The sequence below is a fragment of the Streptococcus oralis genome, from assembly GCF_022749195.1.
GTDB lineage: Bacteria > Bacillota > Bacilli > Lactobacillales > Streptococcaceae > Streptococcus > Streptococcus oralis_CI.
Map to the genome: position 1 here is coordinate 16498 of NZ_CP094226.1, position 24631 is coordinate 41128.

A 24631-nucleotide genomic window follows, 5' to 3' on the forward strand; every position below is an offset into this window, starting at 1 on the left:
ATTGAATATCTATATCAAATAGTAACAAGAAAATAAACCGAAACGCTGTAGTATTAAAAGAGTTTATGACTGAAAGGTCAAAAAATAAGGTTAAGTTAATAAGGGCGCACGGTGGATGCCTTGGCACTAGGAGCCGAAGAAGGACGTGACAAACGACGATATGCCTTGGGTAGCTGTAAGTAAGCGATGATCCAGGGATTTCCGAATGGGGGAACCCAACAGGTACTACCTGTTACCCGCATCTGTTAAGGATGTGAGGAGGAAGACGCAGTGAACTGAAACATCTAAGTAGCTGCAGGAAGAGAAAGCAAAAGCGATTGCCTTAGTAGCGGCGAGCGAAACGGCAGGAGGGCAAACCGAAGAGTTTACTCTTCGGGGTTGTAGGACTGCAATGTGGACTCAAAGATTATAGAAGAATGATTTGGGAAGATCAGCCAAAGAGAGTAATAGCCTCGTATTTAAAATAGTCTTTGTACCTAGCAGTATCCTGAGTACGGCGGGACACGTGAAATCCCGTCGGAATCTGGGAGGACCATCTCCCAACCCTAAATACTCCCTAGTGACCGATAGTGAACCAGTACCGTGAGGGAAAGGTGAAAAGCACCCCGGGAGGGGAGTGAAATAGAACCTGAAACCGTGTGCCTACAACAAGTTCGAGCCCGTTAATGGGTGAGAGCGTGCCTTTTGTAGAATGAACCGGCGAGTTACGATATGATGCGAGGTTAAGTTGAAGAGACGGAGCCGCAGGGAAACCGAGTCTGAATAGGGCGCTTTAGTATCATGTCGTAGACCCGAAACCATGTGACCTACCCATGAGCAGGTTGAAGGTGCGGTAAGACGCACTGGAGGACCGAACCAGGGCACGTTGAAAAGTGCTTGGATGACTTGTGGGTAGCGGAGAAATTCCAAACGAACTTGGAGATAGCTGGTTCTCTCCGAAATAGCTTTAGGGCTAGCGTCGACATAAAGATTCTTGGAGGTAGAGCACTGTTTGGGTGAGGGGTCCATCCCGGATTACCAATCTCAGATAAACTCCGAATGCCAATGAATTATGGTCGGCAGTCAGACTGCGAGTGCTAAGATCCGTAGTCGAAAGGGAAACAGCCCAGACCACCAGCTAAGGTCCCAAAATAATTGTTAAGTGGAAAAGGATGTGGGGTTGCACAGACAACTAGGATGTTAGCTTAGAAGCAGCTATTCATTCAAAGAGTGCGTAATAGCTCACTAGTCGAGTGACCCTGCGCCGAAAATGTACCGGGGCTAAAACAATTTACCGAAGCTGTGGATACCTTTATAGGTATGGTAGGAGAGCGTTCTATGTGTGAAGAAGGTATACCGTGAGGAGTGCTGGAACGCATAGAAGTGAGAATGCCGGTATGAGTAGCGAAAGACAGGTGAGAATCCTGTCCACCGTAAGACTAAGGTTTCCAGGGGAAGGCTCGTCCGCCCTGGGTTAGTCGGGACCTAAGGAGAGACCGAAAGGTGTATCCGATGGACAACAGGTTGATATTCCTGTACTAGAGTATGTAGTGATGGAGGGACGCAGTAGGCTAACTAAAGCAGACGAATGGAAGTGTCTGTCTAAGCAGTGAGGTGTGATATGAGTCAAATGCTTATATCTATAACATTGAGCTGTGATGGGGAGCGAAGTTTAGTAGCGAAGTTAGTGACGTCACACTGCCAAGAAAAGCTTCTAGCGTTTAAACATACTCTACCCGTACCGCAAACCGACACAGGTAGTCGAGGCGAGTAGCCTCAGGTGAGCGAGAGAACTCTCGTTAAGGAACTCGGCAAAATGACCCCGTAACTTCGGGAGAAGGGGTGCTGACTTTACGTCAGCCGCAGTGAATAGGCCCAAGCAACTGTTTATCAAAAACACAGCTCTCTGCTAAATCGTAAGATGATGTATAGGGGGTGACGCCTGCCCGGTGCTGGAAGGTTAAGAGGAGTGCTTAGCGTAAGCGAAGGTATGAATTGAAGCCCCAGTAAACGGCGGCCGTAACTATAACGGTCCTAAGGTAGCGAAATTCCTTGTCGGGTAAGTTCCGACCCGCACGAAAGGCGTAATGATTTGGGCACTGTCTCAACGAGAGACTCGGTGAAATTTTAGTACCTGTGAAGATGCAGGTTACCCGCGACAGGACGGAAAGACCCCATGGAGCTTTACTGCAGTTTGATATTGAGTGTCTGTACCACATGTACAGGATAGGTAGGAGTCTATGAGATCGGGACGCCAGTTTCGAAGGAGACGTTGTTGGGATACTACCCTTGTGTTATGGCCACTCTAACCCGGATAGGTTATCCCTATCGGAGACAGTGTCTGACGGGCAGTTTGACTGGGGCGGTCGCCTCCTAAAAGGTAACGGAGGCGCCCAAAGGTTCCCTCAGAATGGTTGGAAATCATTCGCAGAGTGTAAAGGTATAAGGGAGCTTGACTGCGAGAGCTACAACTCGAGCAGGGACGAAAGTCGGGCTTAGTGATCCGGTGGTTCCGTATGGAAGGGCCATCGCTCAACGGATAAAAGCTACCCTGGGGATAACAGGCTTATCTCCCCCAAGAGTTCACATCGACGGGGAGGTTTGGCACCTCGATGTCGGCTCGTCGCATCCTGGGGCTGTAGTCGGTCCCAAGGGTTGGGCTGTTCGCCCATTAAAGCGGCACGCGAGCTGGGTTCAGAACGTCGTGAGACAGTTCGGTCCCTATCCGTCGCGGGCGTAGGAAATTTGAGAGGATCTGCTCCTAGTACGAGAGGACCAGAGTGGACTTACCGCTGGTGTACCAGTTGTCTTGCCAAAGGCATCGCTGGGTAGCTATGTAGGGAAGGGATAAACGCTGAAAGCATCTAAGTGTGAAACCCACCTCAAGATGAGATTTCCCATGATTTTATATCAGTAAGAGCCCTGAGAGATGATCAGGTAGATAGGTTAGAAGTGGAAGTGTGGCGACACATGTAGCGGACTAATACTAATAGCTCGAGGACTTATCCAAAGTAACTGAGAATACGAAGTGTGAGGTTTTCTTGGTATTTGATAGATATTCAATTTTGAGTAGGTATTACTCAGAGTTAAGTGACGATAGCCTAGGAGATACACCTGTACCCATGCCGAACACAGCAGTTAAGCCCTAGAACGCCGGAAGTAGTTGGGGGTTGCCCCCTGTGAGATATGGAAGTCGCTTAGCTTTTATCCGCCATAGCTCAGTTGGTAGTAGCGCATGACTGTTAATCATGATGTCGTAGGTTCGAGTCCTACTGGCGGAGTATAAATCGAAACGTTCAACTGAGCGTTTTTTTATTTATAAATATAGTGGATTGTTGAAATTTCAAATTTTAATTTTTAAATCTGTAATTACCTCTTTATTTTATTTTTAGTTCGTTTAGCTTTAAATTCTTCTTTTATAGGATTTGAAGCTTTTTTAGTTCCTTTTTTTGTTAGACTAGTGTTACTAATAAGAAAGGGAATTTTTATATGCTTCAGAAATTTTATGATCGAGCATTCGTCTTTTTGAAACTAGTTGAACAAGAATATGCCTCTTTAGGCCAGAGTTGTTCAGAGTGGGAATCACTTCATCTTCGGTTTTTACTATATTATTTAATCCGATTTAAAATAAAAAGTGATAGGGACTTTTCACTATATCACTTTAAAACAGCTTATCGTCTATATCTAGATAAATTACTACAAGGTGGTACAACTCTCATTCAATAGGAAGTATCTATATCATAATTACGAACGATAGTTATAGATATATTTTAAAAAATATAGAATTAGCTTATAATCAAACGCTCCTGTATTTAGAAATGAAAGAATTTCCAAATCTTTTCTACTGTTTCTTCTTGATAAAATAGTGTTTTTTTCTTATAATAAATTGTAAGATATAATTGTGGGTGAGATTCCTGCCATGTATATGAGAAAGGACGAGCTCCTAGTAGCTCAGACGAATTTTATTATGACTTCAGTTGTTGTTGTAGGTACCCAGTGGGGTGATGAAGGTAAAGGGAAAATTACAGATTTTCTTTCTGCTAATGCAGAGGTAATTGCTCGTTATCAAGGTGGTGATAATGCTGGTCACACGATTGTGATCGATGGTAAGAAATTTAAGTTGCACTTGATTCCATCTGGAATTTTCTTTCCTGAAAAAATCTCTGTTATTGGGAATGGGATGGTCGTGAATCCAAAATCCCTTGTGAAAGAGTTGAGCTATCTTCATGAGGAAGGTGTGACAACTGATAACTTGCGTATTTCTGATCGTGCGCATGTTATTTTGCCTTATCACATTGAGTTGGATCGCTTGCAGGAAGAAGCTAAGGGTGACAATAAGATTGGTACTACAATCAAGGGAATCGGTCCAGCATATATGGACAAGGCTGCTCGTGTTGGAATTCGTATTGCGGATCTTTTGGATAAGGATATTTTCCGTGAACGTTTGGAACGCAATCTTGCAGAAAAGAATCGTTTGTTTGAAAAATTATATGATAGCACCCCTATTTCAGTTGATGATATTTTTGAAGAGTATTATGAATATGGTCAACAAATCAAGCAATACGTGACAGATACATCCGTTATCTTGAATGATGCGCTTGATAATGGCAAACGTGTGCTGTTTGAAGGTGCGCAAGGTGTTATGCTAGATATCGACCAAGGTACGTATCCATTTGTTACGTCGTCAAACCCTGTCGCTGGTGGTGTGACAATTGGGTCTGGTGTTGGCCCAAGTAAGATTGACAAGGTTGTAGGTGTATGTAAAGCCTACACAAGTCGTGTAGGAGACGGACCTTTCCCAACTGAATTATTTGATGAAGTGGGAGATCGCATCCGTGAAGTAGGTCATGAATACGGTACAACAACTGGCCGTCCACGTCGTGTGGGTTGGTTTGATTCAGTTGTGATGCGCCATAGTCGCCGTGTATCTGGGATTACCAATCTTTCATTGAATTCTATCGATGTTTTGAGCGGTTTGGATATGGTAAAAATCTGTGTAGCTTATGATCTCGATGGTCAACGTATTGATTACTATCCTGCTAGTCTTGAGCAGTTGAAACGTTGCAAGCCAATTTACGAAGAGTTACCAGGTTGGTCAGAAGACATCACTGGAGTCCGTAATTTAGAAGACCTTCCTGAGAATGCACGTAACTATGTTCGTCGTATAAGCGAGTTGGTTGGTGTTCGTATCTCTACTTTCTCAGTAGGTCCTGGTCGTGAACAAACTAATATTTTAGAAAGTGTTTGGTCATAGGAGATTTTTAAGATTAGTTTAAGACAGGTTGGGTATACTATAGACAGTTACAAGAAGACCTCCTAACTTGTTGTAACAAATATCCTAAACTTTTCTTTTTCATAATAATCTCCCTATTAAGTCACCGCATTCGGTGGCTTTTTTTGTGTTGAGAATCATGATATAATAATAAAATCGACAAGTAGGAAAAGAGAAGAACGATGAATTATACAGTTGAAGAAAAAGAAGCCTTTATGAGAGAGGCTTTGAGAGAGGCTGAGATTGCCTTAGAACACGATGAAATTCCAATTGGTTGTGTGATTGTCAAGGATGGAGAAATCATTGGTAGGGGACATAATGCGCGCGAGGAGTTGCAACGGGCGGTCATGCATGCAGAAATCATGGCTATAGAGAATGCGAATCTGAGTGAGGAGAGCTGGCGCTTGCTGGATTGCACGCTTTTTGTGACCATTGAGCCTTGTGTCATGTGTAGCGGGGCCATTGGGCTTGCCCGTATTCCAAACGTAGTCTATGGGGCTAAAAACCAGAAATTTGGTGCAGCTGGAAGTTTGTACGATATTTTGACAGATGAGCGTCTCAATCATCGTGTAGAGGTAGAAACGGGAATTTTGGAAGATGATTGTGCAGCGATTATGCAGGACTTTTTCCGAAATCGACGGAAAAAATAATTTCTCTTTAAAAACAGAGGGGAATGTGGTATAATGAATAGTGGAGCAACAGTTCTGCGTGAAGCGGGTCAGGGGAGGAATCCAGCAGCCCTAAGCGATGTGAATTGTGTGCTCTTTTTTCGTGCTTTTTTCGAATAAATAAGATAAAATAGCCTAGAATAAATGATTATAGAAAAGAGAAAAATATGAAAATTCGTGGTTTTGAATTGGTTTCGAGTTTTACAGACGAAAATTTATTGCCGAAACGAGAGACAGCTCACGCAGCTGGTTACGACTTAAAGGTTGCGGAACGCACTGTGATTGCTCCAGGAGAGATTGTCTTGGTTCCGACAGGGGTTAAGGCCTACATGCAGCCGACAGAAGTGCTCTATCTCTATGACCGTTCATCAAACCCTCGCAAGAAGGGCTTGGTCTTGATTAACTCAGTTGGGGTCATTGATGGGGATTATTATGGAAATCCTGGGAATGAAGGCCATATCTTTGCTCAGATGAAAAACATTACTGAACAGGAAGTCGCCCTCGAAGTTGGAGAACGTGTGGTCCAGGCTGTTTTTGCACCATTTTTGATTGCAGATGGAGATGAGGCAGACGGCGTGCGAACTGGTGGATTTGGATCGACAGGGCATTAAGATAAGGACCTGCTTTCAAAACCATAACAGGAGAAATCAGCTGATAGAAAGAAGGATAATAAAATGAGTTATAAAGACTTTCAGTCTTTTACTCCAGAAAATTGTCAAGGGTATAAGAAAGTCTATAATATCAGTATTGGAGGATTTCTTTACTTAGCTTTTCTTCCGGAAGCCTATTATAAAATTCTTTGTATTTCTTCAGAATATATGTCAATAATTGACTGTGAAAATGATCAGGTAACTCCTGTAGATGGGGATTATGATGAGACGGAATTAGTAGCCATGTATGAGGGCTGTGATTCTCCCATTTCTATTGCGGAACAATATGGTGGAAGTCTCCCTTTGGACAATGGGGAAGATATCCGAGTGACAATGGAAAAAGATCAATCTGGGAAGTATCCGATTTTAACCATTTTTTGGGAAAAGGATAAAGAAACTAGGGTACAAATTTATAAAGGTTATTTACCGTATATTTTTGGTTTTAGTCCGGATGGAGAGTATTATGCTTATGCAGATGATGGCGGATTGACTGTTTTAAAGAAAGATAGTTGATAGCGTGAAAAAAGAAATTTTAAAATGAGAGGATTAGAATCATCGCAAAGAAAAAAGCGACATTTGTATGTCAAAATTGTGGGTATAATTCCCCTAAATATCTGGGACGTTGTCCTAACTGTGGGTCTTGGTCTTCTTTTGTAGAAGAGGTTGAGGTTGCCGAGGTCAAGAATGCGCGTGTGTCCTTGACTGGTGAGAAAACCAAGCCCATGAAACTGGCTGAGGTGACTTCCATCAATGTCAATCGAACCAAGACGGAGATGGAGGAATTCAACCGTGTACTTGGAGGCGGAGTGGTACCAGGGAGTCTCGTCCTTATCGGTGGGGATCCAGGGATTGGGAAATCAACCCTTCTCTTACAAGTATCGACTCAGCTGTCCCAAGTAGGGACTGTTCTCTATGTCAGTGGGGAGGAGTCTGCCCAGCAGATTAAACTCCGTGCAGAGCGCTTGGGGGATATTGATAGCGAGTTTTATCTCTATGCAGAGACCAATATGCAGAGTGTTCGATCTGAGGTGGAGCGCATCCAACCAGATTTTCTCATCATCGACTCTATCCAGACGATTATGTCTCCTGAGATTTCAGGGGTGCAGGGGTCTGTGTCTCAGGTGCGTGAGGTAACGGCTGAACTCATGCAGTTGGCGAAGACTAATAACATTGCTATCTTTATCGTAGGACATGTGACTAAGGAAGGAACCTTGGCAGGTCCGCGTATGTTGGAGCATATGGTGGATACGGTGCTTTACTTTGAAGGGGAGCGCCACCATACCTTCCGTATTTTGAGGGCAGTCAAAAACCGTTTTGGTTCCACTAATGAGATTGGCATCTTTGAGATGCAGTTGGGTGGATTGGTTGAGGTCCTCAATCCGAGTCAAGTTTTCCTAGAAGAGCGTTTGGATGGAGCGACTGGCTCATCAATCGTTGTGACCATGGAAGGGACCCGTCCGATTTTGGCGGAGGTTCAGGCTTTGGTAACACCAACCATGTTTGGAAATGCTAAACGTACGACGACTGGACTTGATTTCAATCGTGCGAGTCTGATTATGGCTGTTTTGGAAAAACGAGCAGGGCTTCTTTTGCAAAACCAGGATGCCTATCTCAAATCTGCTGGTGGTGTGAAATTGGATGAGCCTGCCATTGACTTAGCCGTTGCAGTGGCTATTGCCTCTAGTTACAAGGACAAGACTACCAATCCTCAGGAATGTTTTGTGGGTGAACTGGGCTTGACCGGAGAAATTCGGCGCGTGAATCGTATCGAACAACGCATCAATGAAGCGGCAAAACTGGGCTTTACCAAGATTTATGTACCCAAGAATTCCTTGACAGGAATCACTCCACCCAAGGAAATTGAAGTCATTGGTGTGACAACGATTCAAGAAGTTTTGAAAAAGGTCTTTGCATAATCCGTGACAAATCCTCTTAAAAATGATAAGATAGGAGAAATATTTGATTATCAAATTTTTGAGGAGGGAATCGTGTCGTATTTTGAACAGTTTATGAAAGCTAATCAGGCTTATGTTGCCCTACATGGGCAGTTAAATTTGCCACTTAAACCCAAAACCAGAGTAGCGATCGTGACCTGCATGGACTCGCGTCTACACGTTGCCCATGCTCTTGGTTTGGCCCTTGGGGATGCTCATATCTTGCGGAATGCGGGTGGTCGAGTAACTGAGGATATGATTCGTTCACTGGTGATTTCCCAGCAACAAATGGGGACAAGAGAAATCGTGGTTCTTCACCATACAGACTGTGGAGCTCAAACCTTTCAAAATGAAAGTTTTCATGAACATTTGAAACACGAGCTCGGAGTTGATGTATCTGATCAAGATTTTTTACCATTCCAGGATGTTGAAGAGAGTGTGAGAGAGGATATGCAATTGCTTAGAGAGTCTCCACTGATTCCTGATGATGTGGTTATTTCAGGTGCTGTCTATGATGTGGATACAGGAAGTATGAGAGAAGTATACTAACTTTGTCTCGAAAAAATCTCATCCTAGCATAAAATCGATTGTTAAAATGTAGAATTTTTAGTTTTAATATAGCTAATATAAAATAGCATAAAACAAGGGTATAAATGTTTACTCTTGTTTTATTTTTGATTGAAAAATAAAGGAAAAAGCGCTACAATGGTAGATGGAAAATGTTGTGTAAAAACAAGTGATACATAAATACCGGAGGAAATCATGTCTTTTTCTGATTTAAAGCTGTTTGCCCTTTCTTCTAATAGAGAATTGGCAGAACGTGTGGCGCAAGAAATTGGGATAGAGTTGGGGAAATCGACTGTTCGCCAATTTTCAGATGGGGAGATTCAGGTCAACATTGAAGAATCAATCCGTGGAAAACACGTCTTTATCCTACAATCAACGAGTTCACCTGTAAATGATAATTTACTTGAAATTTTGATTATGGTGGACGCATTGAAGCGCGCCAGTGCAGAATCTGTCAATGTTGTTATGCCTTACTATGGTTATGCACGTCAGGATAGAAAAGCGCGCGCGCGTGAGCCAATCACAGCAAAACTCGTTGCAAACATGCTAGAAGTTGCTGGGGTAGATCGTTTGTTGACGATTGATTTGCACGCTGCACAGATTCAGGGATTCTTTGATATTCCAGTAGATCACTTGATGGGTGCTCCATTGATTGCGGACTATTTTGAACGTCGTGGCATGGTTGGTTCTGACTACGTGGTTGTCAGCCCAGACCATGGTGGAGTGACTCGTGCTCGTAAATTGGCAGAGTTTTTGAAAACTCCGATTGCGATTATTGACAAACGCCGTAGTGTAGATAAGATGAATACCAGTGAAGTGATGAACATCATTGGTAAGGTAGAAGGTAAGACTTGTATCTTGATTGATGATATGATCGATACAGCTGGAACTATTTGTCATGCGGCGGATGCTCTTGCTGAAGCAGGTGCTGTTGAAGTTTACGCAAGCTGTACGCACCCAGTACTTTCTGGTCCTGCTATGGATAATATCCAAAAATCAGCTATTAAGAAATTGGTTGTTTTGGATACGATCTACCTACCAGAAGAGCGTTTGATTGATAAGATTGAACAAATTTCGATTGCTCATCTTCTGGGCGATGCTATTATCCGTATTCACGAAAAACGTCCTCTTTCTCCCCTATTTTGTATTGAGAAAAAGATTTAATCTTTCACTTGAAGTAGACAGAACTCCTAGCAGGTTTCTTTTCTTGCTAGGAGATTTTTATAGTCAAAATCTGCAAGCCTTTTCAAAATATGCTATACTGAGAAAAAAGGAGGATTTCTATGAGCCAAGAATTTATCAATCCAAGTGATGGTGTGATCCGTCAGTATCTGGAGACCAGTAAAACGTTAGCGGTAGTGGGTTTGTCCGATCGTGAGGAAACAACTAGTAATCGAGTGACCAAGGAAATGCAAGCTCGGGGCTATAAAATCATTCCAGTTAATCCCAAGGCTGCAGGTGGCGAAATCTTGGGAGAAAAGGCCTATGCTAGTCTAGCTGAGATTCCTTTTCCTGTGGATATTGTCAATGTATACCGACGTAGCGAGTTTTTACCAGATGTGGCGCGTGATTTTCTCAAGGCTGATGCCAAGATTTTTTGGGCACAACTAGGTCTAGAAAGTCTAGAAGCGGAAGAAATCTTGCGTGCTGGAGGATGCGACGACATCGTGATGAATCGCTGTATCAAGAGAGAACACACACGCTTAATTCTTGAACAATAAAAGGTAGCCATGGGCTACCTTTTGTCTTAGAAAATACCAGTCAATGCCTGCATGCCTAGGCTGGTTAAGATGATGGCAATCCAGCAAAGGCCTCCAAGAAGAATGGACTTACCGCTGGATTTGATCAATCCAATGAGATTGGTTTTGAGACCGATGGCGCTCATGGCCATGACGATAAGGAATTTGGAGAGTTGCTTAAGAGGGGTAAAGATACTACCGGACACACCGAGAGAGGTAAGGAGAGTCGTTAAGAGAGAAGCCAGGATAAAGTAAAGGATAAAAAGTGGGAAGACTTTTTTCAGTTGTACGTCTTGTTTATTTTCTTGCTGGCGACTTTGCCAGTAGGAGAGAAAGAGCGTAATGGGGATAATAGCTAGAGTTCGTGTGAGTTTAACAATAGTTGCAGACTCAAGGGTATTGGTCTGATAAAGACTGTCCCAGGAGCTGGCGGTAGCCGTTACAGAGGAAGTGTCATTGACCGCAGTTCCTGCAAAGAGGGCGAAGCCATCATTGGATAGATGAAGCCAGGTTCCTAGAGTTGGAAAGATGAGCGCAGCCAAGACATTGAAGAAAAAGATAACGGAAATTGCTTGGGCAACTTCCTTTTCTTTCGCGTGGATAACGGGTGCTGTCGCCGCAATGGCAGAGCCACCACAAATAGAAGAACCCACTCCAATCAAGGTAGCTAGTTTTGTATCCAGTGAAAAGAATCGCTGGAAGAGGTAGGCAACAATCAAGGCTATTGAAATGGTGGAGAGGATAACAGGGAGCGAAGATTGCCCAACCGCGAAGACTTGCGAGATATTGAGACCAAAACCAAGCAAAATAACGGCATATTGGAGCAATTTCTTAGAACTAAAGGCTAATCCAGCATCCAATTGTTTGTAGGAAGAGAGAAAAGGATGGAGGAGCATCCCCACAAAAATCGCAAAGACAGGTGCTCCCACGACAGGAAAGAAACCTCCTAGGTACCAAGATATGATAGAAATGAGAAGGCAGGTCAAGATTCCTGCTCCATTTTTTGATAAAAATGACATATAAACCTCCGAAATAAGCACTTATTATTATAGTCCTGTCGAGAAGAAAAGTAAAATAGAAAGTGAAAAATGCAGGTTTCAGATGGATTTTGCGGTCAGGGAGCTTTTGTAGTATAATAGTACTATGTTCTGTAAGCAAGGGGGATATCTATGGACTTAACCAAGCGCTTTAATAAACAGTTAGACAAGATTCAAGTTTCGTTGATTCGCCAGTTTGACCAGGCTATTTCAGAGATTCCTGGGGTCTTGCGTTTGACCTTGGGGGAACCTGATTTTACAACACCAGATCATATCAAGGAGGCAGCCAAGCGAGCCATTGACCAGAACCAATCCTACTATACTGGGATGAGTGGTCTGCTGACTCTACGTCAGGCGGCTAGTGACTTTGTTAAGGAAAAATACCAACTGGACTATGCTCCTGAAAATGAAATCTTGGTTACAATTGGGGCGACAGAGGCTTTATCTGCTACTTTGACAGCTATTTTGGAAGAGGGCGACAAGGTGCTCTTGCCAGCTCCTGCCTATCCAGGATATGAGCCGATTGTCAATCTAGTTGGGGCAGAGATTGTCGAGATTGATACAACTGAAAATGGTTTTGTCTTGACTCCTGAGATGTTGGAGAAGGCCATTTTGGAACAAGGGGACAAGCTCAAAGCGGTTATTCTTAATTATCCAGCCAATCCGACAGGAATTACCTATAGTCGGGAGCAGTTGGAAGATTTAGCTGCTGTTTTACGTAAATACGAGATTTTTGTTGTCTGTGATGAGGTTTACTCAGAATTAACCTATACAGGCGAAGCCCATGTATCTCTGGGAACTATGCTGAGAGACCAGGCTATTATTATCAATGGCTTGTCTAAATCGCATGCTATGACAGGTTGGCGTTTAGGCTTTATCTTTGCTCCTGCAGCTTTCACAGCTCAGTTAATCAAGAGTCACCAATATTTGGTTACTGCCGCAAACACTATGGCTCAACATGCTGCGGTGGAGGCTTTGACCGCTGGTAAAAACGACGCAGAGCCTATGAAGAAGGAATACATCGAGCGTCGAGATTATATCATCGAAAAGATGACTGCTCTTGGTTTTGAGATTATCAAACCAGACGGTGCCTTCTATATCTTTGCTAAGATTCCAACAGGTTACAATCAAGACTCCTTTGCTTTTCTGAAGGATTTTGCCCAGAAGAAGGCCGTTGCCTTTATTCCTGGTGCCGCCTTTGGGCGTTACGGAGAAGGCTATGTGCGTCTGTCTTATGCAGCCAGCATGGAAACAATCAGAGAGGCCATGAAACGACTTGAGGAGTATATGAGAGAAGCATGATTCAGTCTATCACGAGTCAAGGCTTGGTGCTCTACAATCGTAACTTTCGTGAGGATGACAAGCTAGTCAAGATCTTTACCGAGCAAGCGGGCAAGCGCATGTTTTTCGTCAAACACGCTGGCCAGTCCAAACTAGCTCCTGTTATTCAGCCCTTGGTGTTGGCACGATTTCTCTTGCGTATCAATGATGATGGGCTTAGCTACATTGAGGACTATCACGAGGTGATGACCTTTCCCAAGATTAATAGTGATCTCTTTGTCATGGCCTATGCAACCTATGTGGCTGCTCTTGCAGATGCTAGTTTGCAGGATAATCAGCAGGATGCTCCCTTGTTTGCTTTTTTGCAAAAGACTTTGGAGTTGATGGAAGCAGGCATAGATTATCAGGTTTTGACCAATATTTTTGAAATTCAAATCTTGACTCGATTTGGGATCAGCCTTAATTTTAATGAGTGTGTCTTTTGCCATCGGGTGGGTCAGGCCTTTGACTTTTCTTTTAAATATGGAGCCTGCCTTTGCCCAGAGCATTATCATGAAGACGAGAAACGTTGCCATCTGAATCCCAATATCCCTTATCTGCTCAATCAATTTCAAGCCATTGATTTTGAAACCTTGGAGACCATTTCGCTTAAGGCCGAAATCAAGCAAGAGCTACGCCAATTTATGGATCAACTCTACGAAGAGTATGTTGGGATTCACCTAAAATCAAAGAAATTTATTGATTCCCTAGCAGACTGGGGACAATTACTAAAAGAGGAAGACAAATGAAAAAAATCGCAGTAGATGCTATGGGGGGCGATTACGCACCTCAAGCCATCGTTGAGGGTGTCAATCAAGCCCTTGCTGACTTTTCAGATATTGAGATTCAACTCTATGGAGATGAAAGCAAGATCAAGCAATATCTAACAGCGACAGAGCGCGTTAGCATCATCCATACGGATGAGAAAATTAACTCAGACGATGAGCCGACAAAAGCTATCCGTAAGAAGAAAAATGCCAGCATGGTATTAGCAGCCAAGGCAGTCAAGGAGGGAGAAGCAGACGCTGTCCTCTCAGCTGGGAACACAGGTGCCTTGTTGGCTGCAGGATTCTTCATTGTGGGTCGTATCAAGAACATCGATCGTCCAGGACTCATGTCTACCTTGCCGACCATTGATGGAAAAGGCTTTGACATGCTAGACCTTGGAGCCAATGCGGAAAATACAGCCCATCATCTGCACCAATACGCTGTCCTAGGTTCCTTCTATGCGAAAAATGTTCGTGGGATTTCGAAACCACGTGTTGGTTTGCTCAACAATGGAACAGAAAGCAGCAAGGGAGATCCGCTTCGAAAGGAAACATACGACTTGTTAGTAGCTGATGAAAGTTTGAACTTTGTCGGAAACGTGGAAGCGCGTGATCTGATGAATGGCGTTGCGGATGTTGTCGTAACAGATGGTTTCACGGGAAACGCTGTTCTAAAATCCATCGAAGGTACAGCTTTGGGAATCATGGGCTTACTTAAAAATGCTATTACGGGTGGTGGCCTTCGAGCGAAGCTAGGTGCTCTACTTCTTAAGGATAGTCTTAGGGGGTTGAAGACACAGCTTAACTATTCAGATGTTGGAGGAGCAGTTTTGTTTGGTGTCAAGGCGCCAGTTGTAAAAACTCATGGCTCAAGTGATGCCAAGGCTGTGTACAGTACGATTCGTCAGATTCGTACCATGCTAGAAACAGACGTAGTTGCTCAAACTGCGCGTGAATTTTCAGGAGAATAAAAAAGATGACAGAAAAAGAAATTTTTGACCGTATTGTAACCATTATCCAAGAGCGACAGGGAGAAGACTTTGCCGTAACAGAGGCCTTAAGTTTGAAAGACGATCTAGATGCCGACTCAGTGGATTTGATGGAGTTTGTCTTGACACTAGAAGATGAATTTGGTATCGAAATCACTGATGAGGAAATCGATCAACTTCAAAGTGTAGCGGATGTAGTAGCGATTATTAAAGATAAAAAATAGCTAAAAACAACATGCAAGTCATGTTGTTTTTTGTTTGCAGAAAAAAGAGAAACTTTGGGTAGAAATTGCGAATAAAGAGATGAGAAAGAAAAAGGAGGAACGTTTATGTATGTGACCGGTTTTTATCCGTGGTTTATTAAGTGGTTTTTAAAATAAAAATGAATGAATTGTTCATTTTCGAATTGTTTTTCGAATAGATAGGTAAGGAAAAAGGGAAGGAGAGAAGAAAATGATTTCAGTAATTTATCCAATCTGGCTATTTAAGTGGCTTAGAGGTTAAGGATTAAATATATAAAAAAATAAGGAGAGAACAAATGACAAATTTTGACAACATGGAACAGAACTTTGTAGCTCTTACAGAAGAAGAGTTGACGGATGTGAATGGGGGGATTGCTTGGGAGATGGTCTCTGTAGGTATTGCAATTGGTTGGGGAATTTACCAAGTTGGCGAAGCTGCTGGTAAAACATTCTATTATATTACTCATCCATAATTTTTGATAAATATGAGCAAAAAAACATTTTGGATTATACTATTCGTTATTACAATAGTAGTAACTGCTATTGGTTTAGGATTATCTGCATATAATTATTTTGTTTTTAACAGACCTTTTTTTAATAGTACTACTAAAGGACTGCTATCTGCGTTTTTCTTGAGTGTATTAATGATTATTGTGGGTATGTTGAAAGAACATTAATTTTTATTAGTAAAATGAAGGAGGAATTATGTTAAATTTACAAACGTTGGAACAAAACTATCCAACTTTAAACGATCTTGAACTACAAGAAGTAGATGGTGGGGGAGTGCTACTTTTCGTTGGTGGAGGAATTGTTTCTCTCGGACTCCTAGCTTGGGGTGCCTATAATGGTTATCAGTCAGCAGCGAGAGGTGGCTAATATAAACAAAATAAATCTACCTACGTGGTTTGAATGTTTTGACATACCTAGGATTCCATCATCCTTGATGACATTTATCTTACTTTATAGAAATATCATTTCAGAATAGTTTATTTCTGGACATTCATTTTTTAACGGTTACTTTAAGCAGGCAGAACTTTTGTTCTGCTTTTTTACATTTAAATGATAGTTTATGCTTTTTAAAGTGCGTTTTAGGCGCGAAAATGGTTTATTTGGGAATATTCTCCTGTTTTTATCCTTATTTGGTTAAAATAATCTTACAAATTTTTAAAGAGATTGTTAGAAAAAGGAGAAGATATGAAATTTAGGAAAAGGCACTATCGTCCCCAGGTGGATCAGATGGATTGTGGCGTGGCTTCCTTGGCTATGGTCTTTGGCTACTACGGTAGTTATTACTCCTTGGCTCATCTACGAGAGTTAGCCAAGACGACCATGGATGGGACGACCGCTTTGGGACTTGTAAAGGTGGCAGAGGAGATTGGGTTTGAGACGCGGGCTATCAAGGCGGATATGACGCTCTTTGATCTGCCAGATTTGACCTTTCCTTTTGTGGCTCATGTGCTCAAGGAAGGAAAGTTGCTCCACTACTATGTGGTGATAGGTCAGGATAAAAAGCACATTCATATCGCTGATCCGGATCCTGGTGTCAAGCTGACCAAGATTTCCCGTGAGCGTTTTGCGCAAGAGTGGACAGGGGTCAGTATTTTTATGGCGCCATCTCCGGGCTATAAACCTCATAAGGAGAAGAAACAGGGTCTCCTATCCTTCTTGCCGATTTTATTCAAACAGCGTGGCTTAGTTACCAATATCGTCCTAGCGACACTCTTGGTAACCTTGATCAATATCGTGGGCTCCTACTATCTTCAGTCCATCATTGATAGTTACGTGCCAGATCAGATGCGCTCGACGCTGGGTATTATCTCTATTGGGCTGGTCATCGTCTATATCCTCCAGCAGATTTTGTCCTACGCGCAGGAATATCTCCTACTAATCCTTGGGCAGCGCTTGTCCATCGATGTGATTTTGTCCTACATCAAGCATGTTTTTCACCTGCCGATGTCCTTTTTCGCGACACGCAGGACAGGAGAAATCGTATCTCGTTTTACAGATGCCAACAGTATCATCGATGCGTTGGCGTCGACCATTCTGTCGATTTTCCTAGATGTGTCGACGATTTTGATTATCTCGCTGGTCTTGTTTTCACAAAATATGACACTCTTTTTCATTAGTCTGCTTGCGCTTCCCATCTATACAGTGATTATCTTTGCCTTTATGAAGCCTTTTGAAAAGATGAATCGGGATACCATGGAAGCTAATGCGGTTCTGTCTTCTTCTATCATCGAGGACATCAACGGTATTGAGACCATTAAGTCTTTGACCAGTGAAAGTTCACGCTATCAAAAGATTGATAAGGAATTTGTGGCTTATCTGAAAAAATCCTTTACCTACAGTCGGGCAGAAAGCCAGCAAAAGGCTCTGAAAAAAGTTGCCCAGCTCCTGCTCAATGTTGCCGTTCTCTGGTTGGGAGCTATTCTTGTCATGGATGGGAAAATGAGTTTGGGTCAGCTGATTACTTATAACACCCTGCTTGTTTACTTTACCAATCCTTTGGAAAATATCATTAACCTACAAACCAAACTTCAGACAGCGCAGGTTGCCAATAATCGCTTAAATGAGGTTTATCTAGTAGCTTCGGAGTTTGAGGAGAAGAAAACGGTAGAAGATTTGAGCATGATGAAAGGGGATATGACCTTTAAACAGGTTCACTACAAGTATGGCTATGGTCGTGACGTCTTGTCGGATATCAATTTAACCATTCCGCAAGGGTCTAAGATGGCTTTTGTGGGGATTTCGGGGTCAGGAAAGACCACCTTGGCCAAGATGATGGTTAATTTTTACGACCCAAGTCAAGGGGAGATTAGTCTGGGTGGTGTCAATCTCAATCAGATTGATAAAAAAGCCCTGCGCCAGTATATCAACTATCTGCCTCAACAGCCCTATGTCTTTAACGGAACGATTTTGGAGAATCTTCTTTTGGGAGCCAAGGAGGGGACGACTCAAGAGGATATCTTACGGGCAGTCGAATTGGCCGAGATTCGAGAGGATATCGAGCGCATGCCACTGAATTACCAGACAGAATTAACTTCGGATGGGGCTGGAATTTCAGGTGGACAACGTCAGCGAATCGCTCTGGCGCGTGCTCTCTTGACAGATGCGCCTGTCTTGATCTTGGACGAGGCGACCAGCAGTCTGGATATTTTGACAGAGAAGCGGATTGTTGATAATCTCATGGCTTTGGACAAGACCTTGATTTTCATCGCCCACCGCTTGACCATCGCTGAGCGGACAGAGAAGGTTGTTGTTTTGGAACAGGGCAAGATTATCGAAGAAGGAAAGCATGCAGACTTGCTTGCACAGGATGGATTTTACGCCCATTTGGTGAATAGCTAGAAAGAGGAGAGGATGAAACCAGAATTTTTAGAAAGTGCGGAGTTTTATAATCGTCGTTACCATAATTTTTCCAGTCGGGTGATTTTACCTATGTCACTTCTGTTCGTGTTTTTACTAGGATTTTCAGTTTTTGCAGAGAAGGAGATGAGTTTGTCTACCAGAGCAACTGTCGAACCTAGTCGGATTATTGCCAATATCCAGTCGACTAGCAATCAACGCATTGTGGCCAATTATCTGGAAGAAAACAAGTTGGTCAAGCAGGGGGAACTACTCGTTCAGTACCAACAAGGGGCGGAGGCTGTCCAGGTCGAAGCATACGCCAGCCAATTGGAGATGTTAAAGGATCAAAAAAAGCAGTTGGAATATTTGCAATCCAGTTTGAAAGAGGGGAGTGATCAATTTCCAGAAGCAGATAAGTTTGGTTATCAGGAGATGTTTCGAGACTATCTCAGCCAAGCTAGTAGTCTTAGAAGTAATGTTTCTCAGCAAAATGCCAGCATCTCCTCGCAGAATGCGGCAGCAAGTCAGAGCCAGGCCGAGATTGGCAATCTTATCAGTCAAACAGAGGATAAAATCCGAGACTACAAAACAGCTAAGTCAGCAATTGAAAAGGGAGATCAACTGGATAGTCAGAATCCAGCCTACTCTTTTTACCAGACCTATAAAAATCAAGGTGAAGAAGATCCGCAAGCTAAATCGCAAGTTATTGCGCAAGTGGATGCACAAATTGCCCAGCTAGAGTCTAGTCTAGCTACGTATCGTGTACAGTATGCGGGTTCTGGAGCTCAACAGGCCCACGCAACGGGACTGGATAGTCAACTGGAATCACTCAAATCTCAGCACTTAGTCAAAGTCGGTCAGGAATTAACTCTTTTGGATCAGAAAATTTTAGAAGCAGAGTCGGGTAAGAAAGTCCAGGGAGGTCTCCTCGATAAGGGGAAGATTACAGCAAGTGAGGATGGGGTGCTTCACCTTAATCCTGAAACCAGTGATTCTACCATGGTCGCAGAAGGAACCCTGCTAGCCCAACTCTATCCATCCCTGGAAAAAGAAGGGAAAACTAAACTCACAGCCTATCTCAGTTCAAAGGATGTTACTAGAGTCAAGATTGGGGACTCTGTCCGTTATACTACGACTAATGATGCGAAGAATCAAATTTTCCTGGATTCCACGATTACAAGTATTGATGCGACAGCTACAAAGACTGAACAAGGAAATTTCTTTAAAATTGAAGCGGAGACTAATTTAACTTCAGAGCAGGCTGAAAAACTTCGTTATGGTTTAGAAGGCCGCCTACAGATGATTACAGGAAAGAAAAGCTACCTCCGTTATTTTTGGGATCAATTTTTGAATAAAGGGTAATATTCGTGTTTTTCAAAGGATAAATGATTTTAAAACTGTAAGAAGAGTTCATCTTGCAGTTTTTCTTTACGCTTAAAACAGGAAAACGTTATTTATTCGTAAAAACCTTGAATTTTTCATGCTTTTGTGGTAGAATGTGCTCAAGTAAAACGAAAGGCGAACTTTAAAATGTCAAAACAACTGATCTATTCGGGAAAAGCCAAGGATATCTATACAACCGAGGATGAAAATCTCATTATTTCAACTTACAAGGACCAGGCAACTGCCTTCAACGGTGTCAAGAAGGAGCAGATTGCGGGCAAGGGAGTCTTGAATAATCAGATTTCATCTTTTATTTTTGAAAAGTTGAATGCTGCTGGTGTAGCGACTCACTTTGTGGAGAAAATTTCGGATACGGAACAACTCAATAAAAAGGTTGAGATTATTCCTTTGGAAGTTGTGCTCCGCAACTACTCAGCTGGTTCCTTTTCAAAACGTTTTGGCGTAGAAGAAGGTATCGCATTTGAGACTCCAATTGTCGAATTTTACTATAAAAATGATGATTTGGATGATCCCTTTATCAATGATGAGCATGTGAAATTCCTACAGATTGCGGATGACCAGCAGATTGCCTACTTGAAGGAAGAAACCCGTCGTATCAATGAGCTCTTGAAGGATTGGTTTGCTGAGATTGGTCTTAAGTTGATCGATTTTAAACTGGAATTTGGTTTTGATAAGGATGGCAAGATTATCTTGGCAGACGAGTTTTCACCAGATAACTGCCGACTTTGGGATGCAGATGGCAACCACATGGACAAGGATGTTTTCCGTCGTGGATTGGGTGAATTGACGGATGTTTACGAGATTGTCTGGGAAAAGTTGCAAGGTTTAAAATAACATCTTCAAGGTCGTTTGGGAACATTGCAAGAGCTGAAATAAAGGAATAAGAATTGATGGATAAACGTATTTTTGTTGAAAAAAAGGCTGATTTTCAGGTCAAGTCAGAGAGTTTGGTAAGAGAGCTCCAGCACAACTTGGGACTGTCAACTTTGAAAAGTATTCGCATTGTGCAGGTTTATGATGTCTTTGATTTGGTAGAGGACTTGTTTGCACCCGCAGAGAAGCATATTTTCTCTGAGCAGGTGACAGACCGTATCTTGGATGAATCAGCCGTACAAGCAGATCTTGCCAACTATGCTTTCTTTGCCATTGAAAGTTTGCCAGGGCAATTTGACCAGCGTGCAGCTTCTTCACAGGAAGCCTTGCTTTTACTGGGAAGTTCAAGTGATGTAACAGTCAACACAGCCCAGCTTTACTTGGTCAATAAGGATATTGATGCGACTGAGTTGGAAGCGGTCAAGAACTACCTGCTCAACCCAGTTGATTCTCGTTTCAAGGACATCACGACAGGGATTGCCAAGCAGGAATTTTCAGAGTCGGACAAGACCATTCCTAAATTGACTTTCTTTGAAAGTTATACGGCAGAAGACTTTGCTCGCTACAAGGCCGAGCAAGGGATGGCAATGGAAGTGGATGATTTGCTCTTTATCCAAGACTACTTCAAATCAATCGGGCGCGTACCGACGGAAACAGAGCTCAAGGTTTTGGACACTTACTGGTCTGACCACTGTCGTCACACGACTTTTGAGACCGAGTTGAAACACATTGATTTCTCAGCTTCTAAATTCCAAAAGCAATTGCAGGCGACTTATGACAAGTATATTGCCATGCGTGAGGAACTAGGTCGGTCTGAAAAGCCACAAACCTTGATGGATATGGCAACTATTTTCGGTCGTTATGAGCGTGCTAATGGTCGTTTGGACGATATGGAAGTGTCTGACGAAATCAATGCCTGCTCGGTCGAAATCGAAGTGGATGTGAATGGAGTGAAAGAACCATGGCTCCTCATGTTTAAGAACGAAACCCACAACCACCCAACAGAAATCGAACCATTTGGTGGAGCGGCTACTTGTATCGGTGGAGCTATTCGTGACCCATTGTCAGGTCGTTCCTACGTTTACCAAGCCATGCGTATCTCAGGTGCTGGTGATATTACAGCGCCGATTTCAGAAACTCGTGCTGGTAAATTGCCACAACAAGTCATTTCGAAGACAGCGGCTCACGGTTATTCTTCGTATGGGAACCAGATTGGTCTTGCAACGACCTACGTTCGTGAGTATTTCCACCCAGGCTTTGTAGCTAAACGCATGGAGTTGGGTGCCGTTGTCGGTGCTGCTCCTAAGGAAAATGTAGTCCGTGAAAAACCGGAAGCCGGTGATGTGATTATTCTACTCGGTGGGAAGACTGGACGTGATGGTGTCGGTGGTGCGACAGGATCTTCTAAGGTTCAAACAGTTGAGTCTGTAGAGACTGCTGGAGCTGAGGTTCAAAAAGGGAATGCCATCGAAGAACGCAAGATCCAACGTCTTTTCCGTAATGGAGATGTCACTCGTCTCATCAAGAAGTCCAATGACTTTGGTGCTGGTGGTGTCTGTGTGGCTATCGGTGAATTGGCAGACGGTCTTGAAATTGACCTTAATAAAGTGCCTCTTAAATACCAAGGATTGAACGGTACAGAAATTGCCATTTCTGAATCACAAGAACGGATGGCGGTTGTGGTGCGTCCTGAAGACGTAGATGCCTTCGTTGCGGAATGTAATAAAGAAAATATTGACGCTGTTGTTGTTGCGACAGTGACTGAAAAACCAAATCTAGTCATGCACTGGAATGGTGACACCATCGTTGACTTGGAACGTCGTTTCCTTGATACAAACGGTGTGCGCGTAGTCGTTTATGCCAAGGTTGTGGACAAAGATGTCAACCTCCCAGAAGAGCGCACAACAAGCGCTGAAACACTAGAAGCTGATACTCTTGCGGTTCTATCTGACCTCAACCATGCGAGTCAAAAAGGCTTGCAGACCATCTTTGACTGCTCGGTCGGTCGTTCAACGGTCAATCACCCACTTGGTGGTCGCTACCAACTCACACCAACTGAGGCATCTGTGCAGAAATTGCCAGTTCAACACGGCGTGACTCATACTGCGTCTGTCATGGCGCAAGGTTTCAACCCTTATGTGGCAGAATGGTCTCCATACCACGGTGCTGCTTATGCGGTTATCGAAGCAACTGCTCGTTTGGTTGCTACTGGTGCCAACTGGTCCAAGGCTCGCTTCTCTTACCAAGAATATTTCGAGCGGATGGATAAACAAGCAGAGCGTTTTGGTCAGCCGGTAGCAGCTCTTCTAGGCTCTATCGAAGCACAAATCCAACTTGGTTTGCCATCTATCGGTGGTAAGGACTCCATGTCTGGTACTTTTGAAGAATTGACTGTACCGCCAACCTTGGTTGCCTTTGGGGTGACAACAGCAGATAGCCGTAAGGTGCTCTCTCCTGAGTTCAAGACTGCTGGTGAAAATATCTACTACATCCCAGGTCAAGCTCTTTCTGCAGAGATTGATTTTGACTTGATTAAGTCTAATTTTGCCAAGTTTGAAGCCATCCAAGCTGGACATAAAGTAACATCTGCATCAGCTGTTAAATACGGAGGTGTCCTTGAAAGCTTGGCACTTGCTAGCTTTGGGAACCATATCGGTGCAGAGGTGACCTTGCCTGAACTTGAAACAGCCTTGACAGCTCAATTGGGCGGATTTGTCTTTACATCTCCTCAAGAAATCGCTGGAGTGAAGAAAATCGGTCAAACGAAAGCAAACTTTACACTCCTTGTCAACGGTGTGAAGCTAGATGGACACAAACTTGACAGTGCTTTCCAAGGGAAACTGGAAGAAGTTTACCCAACAGAATTTGCCCAATCTAAAGAATTGGAAGAAGTGCCAGCTGTCGCTTCTGACGCAGTCATCAAAGCCAAGGAAACTATTGTAAAACCTGTGGTTTACATTCCAGTCTTCCCAGGAACCAACTCAGAATATGACTCAGCCAAGGCCTTCGAAAAAGAAGGTGCAGAGGTTAACTTGGTGCCATTTGTGACCTTGAATGAAGAAGCCATTGTCAAGTCAGTTGAAACCATGGTTGACAACATCGGCAAGGCAAACATTCTCTTCTTTGCAGGTGGATTCTCAGCTGCGGACGAGCCAGATGGTTCAGCTAAGTTTATCGTCAACATCCTGCTTAATGAAAAAGTGCGGGTAGCTATTGACAGTTTTATCGCTCGTGGTGGCTTGATTATCGGTATCTGTAATGGATTCCAAGCCCTCGTCAAATCAGGTCTTCTTCCATACGGGAACTTTGAGGATGCTAACGGTACTAGTCCAACCCTTTTCTACAATGATGCTAACCAACACGTGGCCAAGATGGTGGAAACTCGGATTGCCAATACCAACTCACCATGGTTGGCTGGGGTGCAAGTGGGCGATGTCCACGCTATTCCTGTTTCGCACGGTGAAGGGAAGTTTGTCGTGACAGCTGAGGAATTCATTGAACTCCGTGACAATGGTCAAATCTTTAGCCAATACGTAGACTTTGAAGGCAAGCCGAGCATGGATTCTAAGTACAATCCGAATGGTTCTGTTCATGCTATCGAAGGAATTACCAGCAAGAACGGTCAAATCATCGGTAAGATGGGACACTCAGAACGTTATGAAGATGGTCTTTTCCAAAACATCCCAGGGAATAAAGATCAGCACCTGTTTGCGTCGGCGGTTAAATACTTTACTGGGAAATAAGACTTACAGATTTTCTAATAGATAGTATCTGTAATATAAAAGTCATGTAGATCTAGCTCTTGGTGATTGCAAAAGGTTTGTTTTGCGAGTGAAATGAGC

General features: G+C 43.2%; 20 protein-coding genes, 1 tRNA gene, 2 rRNA genes and 1 other RNA gene. 23 read left to right on the top strand and 1 reads right to left on the bottom strand.

Annotated features, from left to right (window positions below; all coding sequences use genetic code 11):
* Positions 1-88: 88 nt before the first annotated feature.
* From MP387_RS00085 to MP387_RS00145, 13 genes are all read left to right on the top strand, one after another.
* Positions 89-2989: ribosomal RNA gene (locus MP387_RS00085) — 23S ribosomal RNA — on the top strand.
* Between the two features lie 76 nt (positions 2990-3065).
* Positions 3066-3181 (top strand): 5S ribosomal RNA (gene rrf, locus MP387_RS00090).
* A 5-nt stretch (positions 3182-3186) separates the two neighbouring features.
* A tRNA-Asn gene (locus MP387_RS00095) sits at positions 3187-3260 on the top strand.
* A gap of 208 nt (positions 3261-3468) precedes the next feature.
* Positions 3469-3705, top strand: coding sequence for a sigma(X)-activator ComW (gene comW / locus MP387_RS00100; protein WP_242746665.1), 237 nt, complete (start codon positions 3469-3471; stop codon positions 3703-3705).
* 241 nt (positions 3706-3946) lie between these two features.
* Positions 3947-5233, top strand: coding sequence for an adenylosuccinate synthase (locus MP387_RS00105; protein WP_242746668.1), 1287 nt, complete (start codon positions 3947-3949; stop codon positions 5231-5233).
* Positions 5234-5433: 200 nt separating this feature from the next.
* Positions 5434-5901, top strand: coding sequence for a tRNA adenosine(34) deaminase TadA (tadA, locus tag MP387_RS00110; protein ID WP_242746670.1), 468 nt, complete (start codon positions 5434-5436; stop codon positions 5899-5901).
* Positions 5902-5933: 32 nt separating this feature from the next.
* Positions 5934-6032, top strand: an RNA gene (gene ffs / locus MP387_RS00115) — signal recognition particle sRNA small type.
* 54 nt (positions 6033-6086) lie between these two features.
* Positions 6087-6530 carry a dUTP diphosphatase gene (locus MP387_RS00120; protein ID WP_242746679.1) on the top strand — a complete coding sequence of 148 codons (444 nt, stop codon included), beginning with the start codon at positions 6087-6089 and terminating at the stop codon, positions 6528-6530.
* A 63-nt stretch (positions 6531-6593) separates the two neighbouring features.
* Entirely contained in the window at positions 6594-7082 is a 489-nt protein-coding gene (locus MP387_RS00125; protein ID WP_242746683.1) for a hypothetical protein, read from the top strand.
* 38 nt (positions 7083-7120) lie between these two features.
* Entirely contained in the window at positions 7121-8485 is a 1365-nt protein-coding gene (gene radA, locus MP387_RS00130) for a DNA repair protein RadA (protein WP_278192668.1), read from the top strand.
* A gap of 72 nt (positions 8486-8557) precedes the next feature.
* On the top strand, positions 8558-9052 hold the full coding sequence (locus MP387_RS00135) for a beta-class carbonic anhydrase (protein ID WP_007522536.1): 495 nt from the start codon (positions 8558-8560) through the stop codon (positions 9050-9052).
* A 213-nt stretch (positions 9053-9265) separates the two neighbouring features.
* Entirely contained in the window at positions 9266-10234 is a 969-nt protein-coding gene (locus MP387_RS00140; protein WP_000010174.1) for a ribose-phosphate diphosphokinase, read from the top strand.
* A gap of 119 nt (positions 10235-10353) precedes the next feature.
* Positions 10354-10791, top strand: a complete 438-nt coding sequence (locus MP387_RS00145) for a CoA-binding protein (RefSeq protein ID WP_000076495.1) — start codon at positions 10354-10356, stop codon at positions 10789-10791.
* Positions 10792-10817: 26 nt separating this feature from the next.
* Here the strand turns inward: MP387_RS00145 and MP387_RS00150 are convergent, their stop codons facing one another.
* Positions 10818-11828: a YeiH family protein gene (locus MP387_RS00150; RefSeq protein ID WP_242746685.1), complete on the bottom strand. Its 1011-nt coding sequence runs from the start codon at positions 11826-11828 to the stop codon at positions 10818-10820.
* A gap of 150 nt (positions 11829-11978) precedes the next feature.
* Here MP387_RS00150 and MP387_RS00155 point away from each other — a divergent pair, with 150 nt between their 5' ends.
* From MP387_RS00155 to MP387_RS00205, 10 genes are all read left to right on the top strand, one after another.
* Positions 11979-13148, top strand: coding sequence for a pyridoxal phosphate-dependent aminotransferase (locus tag MP387_RS00155; RefSeq protein ID WP_242746687.1), 1170 nt, complete (start codon positions 11979-11981; stop codon positions 13146-13148).
* A complete protein-coding gene (gene recO, locus MP387_RS00160; protein WP_125826015.1) occupies positions 13145-13915 on the top strand; it encodes a DNA repair protein RecO in 771 nt (256 codons plus the stop codon). Before MP387_RS00155 ends, recO begins: the two co-directional genes overlap by 4 nt.
* Positions 13912-14904 (top strand): phosphate acyltransferase PlsX, encoded by a 993-nt coding sequence (gene plsX, locus MP387_RS00165; protein ID WP_227232162.1) that lies wholly within the window; start codon positions 13912-13914, stop codon positions 14902-14904. Before recO ends, plsX begins: the two co-directional genes overlap by 4 nt.
* Before the next feature lie 5 nt (positions 14905-14909).
* Entirely contained in the window at positions 14910-15146 is a 237-nt protein-coding gene (locus MP387_RS00170; RefSeq protein WP_000136435.1) for an acyl carrier protein, read from the top strand.
* A gap of 314 nt (positions 15147-15460) precedes the next feature.
* Positions 15461-15637 carry a hypothetical protein gene (locus tag MP387_RS00175; RefSeq protein ID WP_000180837.1) on the top strand — a complete coding sequence of 59 codons (177 nt, stop codon included), beginning with the start codon at positions 15461-15463 and terminating at the stop codon, positions 15635-15637.
* A gap of 232 nt (positions 15638-15869) precedes the next feature.
* On the top strand, positions 15870-16040 hold the full coding sequence (locus tag MP387_RS00185; RefSeq protein ID WP_070837635.1) for a H354_08695 family bacteriocin-like peptide: 171 nt from the start codon (positions 15870-15872) through the stop codon (positions 16038-16040).
* Between the two features lie 318 nt (positions 16041-16358).
* On the top strand, positions 16359-18512 hold the full coding sequence (comA, locus tag MP387_RS00190) for a peptide cleavage/export ABC transporter ComA (protein WP_242746689.1): 2154 nt from the start codon (positions 16359-16361) through the stop codon (positions 18510-18512).
* Positions 18513-18524: 12 nt separating this feature from the next.
* On the top strand, positions 18525-19874 hold the full coding sequence (comB, locus tag MP387_RS00195; RefSeq protein WP_242746691.1) for a competence pheromone export protein ComB: 1350 nt from the start codon (positions 18525-18527) through the stop codon (positions 19872-19874).
* Between the two features lie 168 nt (positions 19875-20042).
* On the top strand, positions 20043-20750 hold the full coding sequence (gene purC, locus MP387_RS00200) for a phosphoribosylaminoimidazolesuccinocarboxamide synthase (protein ID WP_242746692.1): 708 nt from the start codon (positions 20043-20045) through the stop codon (positions 20748-20750).
* Positions 20751-20806: 56 nt separating this feature from the next.
* Positions 20807-24532 (top strand): phosphoribosylformylglycinamidine synthase, encoded by a 3726-nt coding sequence (locus tag MP387_RS00205; protein ID WP_242746695.1) that lies wholly within the window; start codon positions 20807-20809, stop codon positions 24530-24532.
* Positions 24533-24631: the final 99 nt, after the last annotated feature.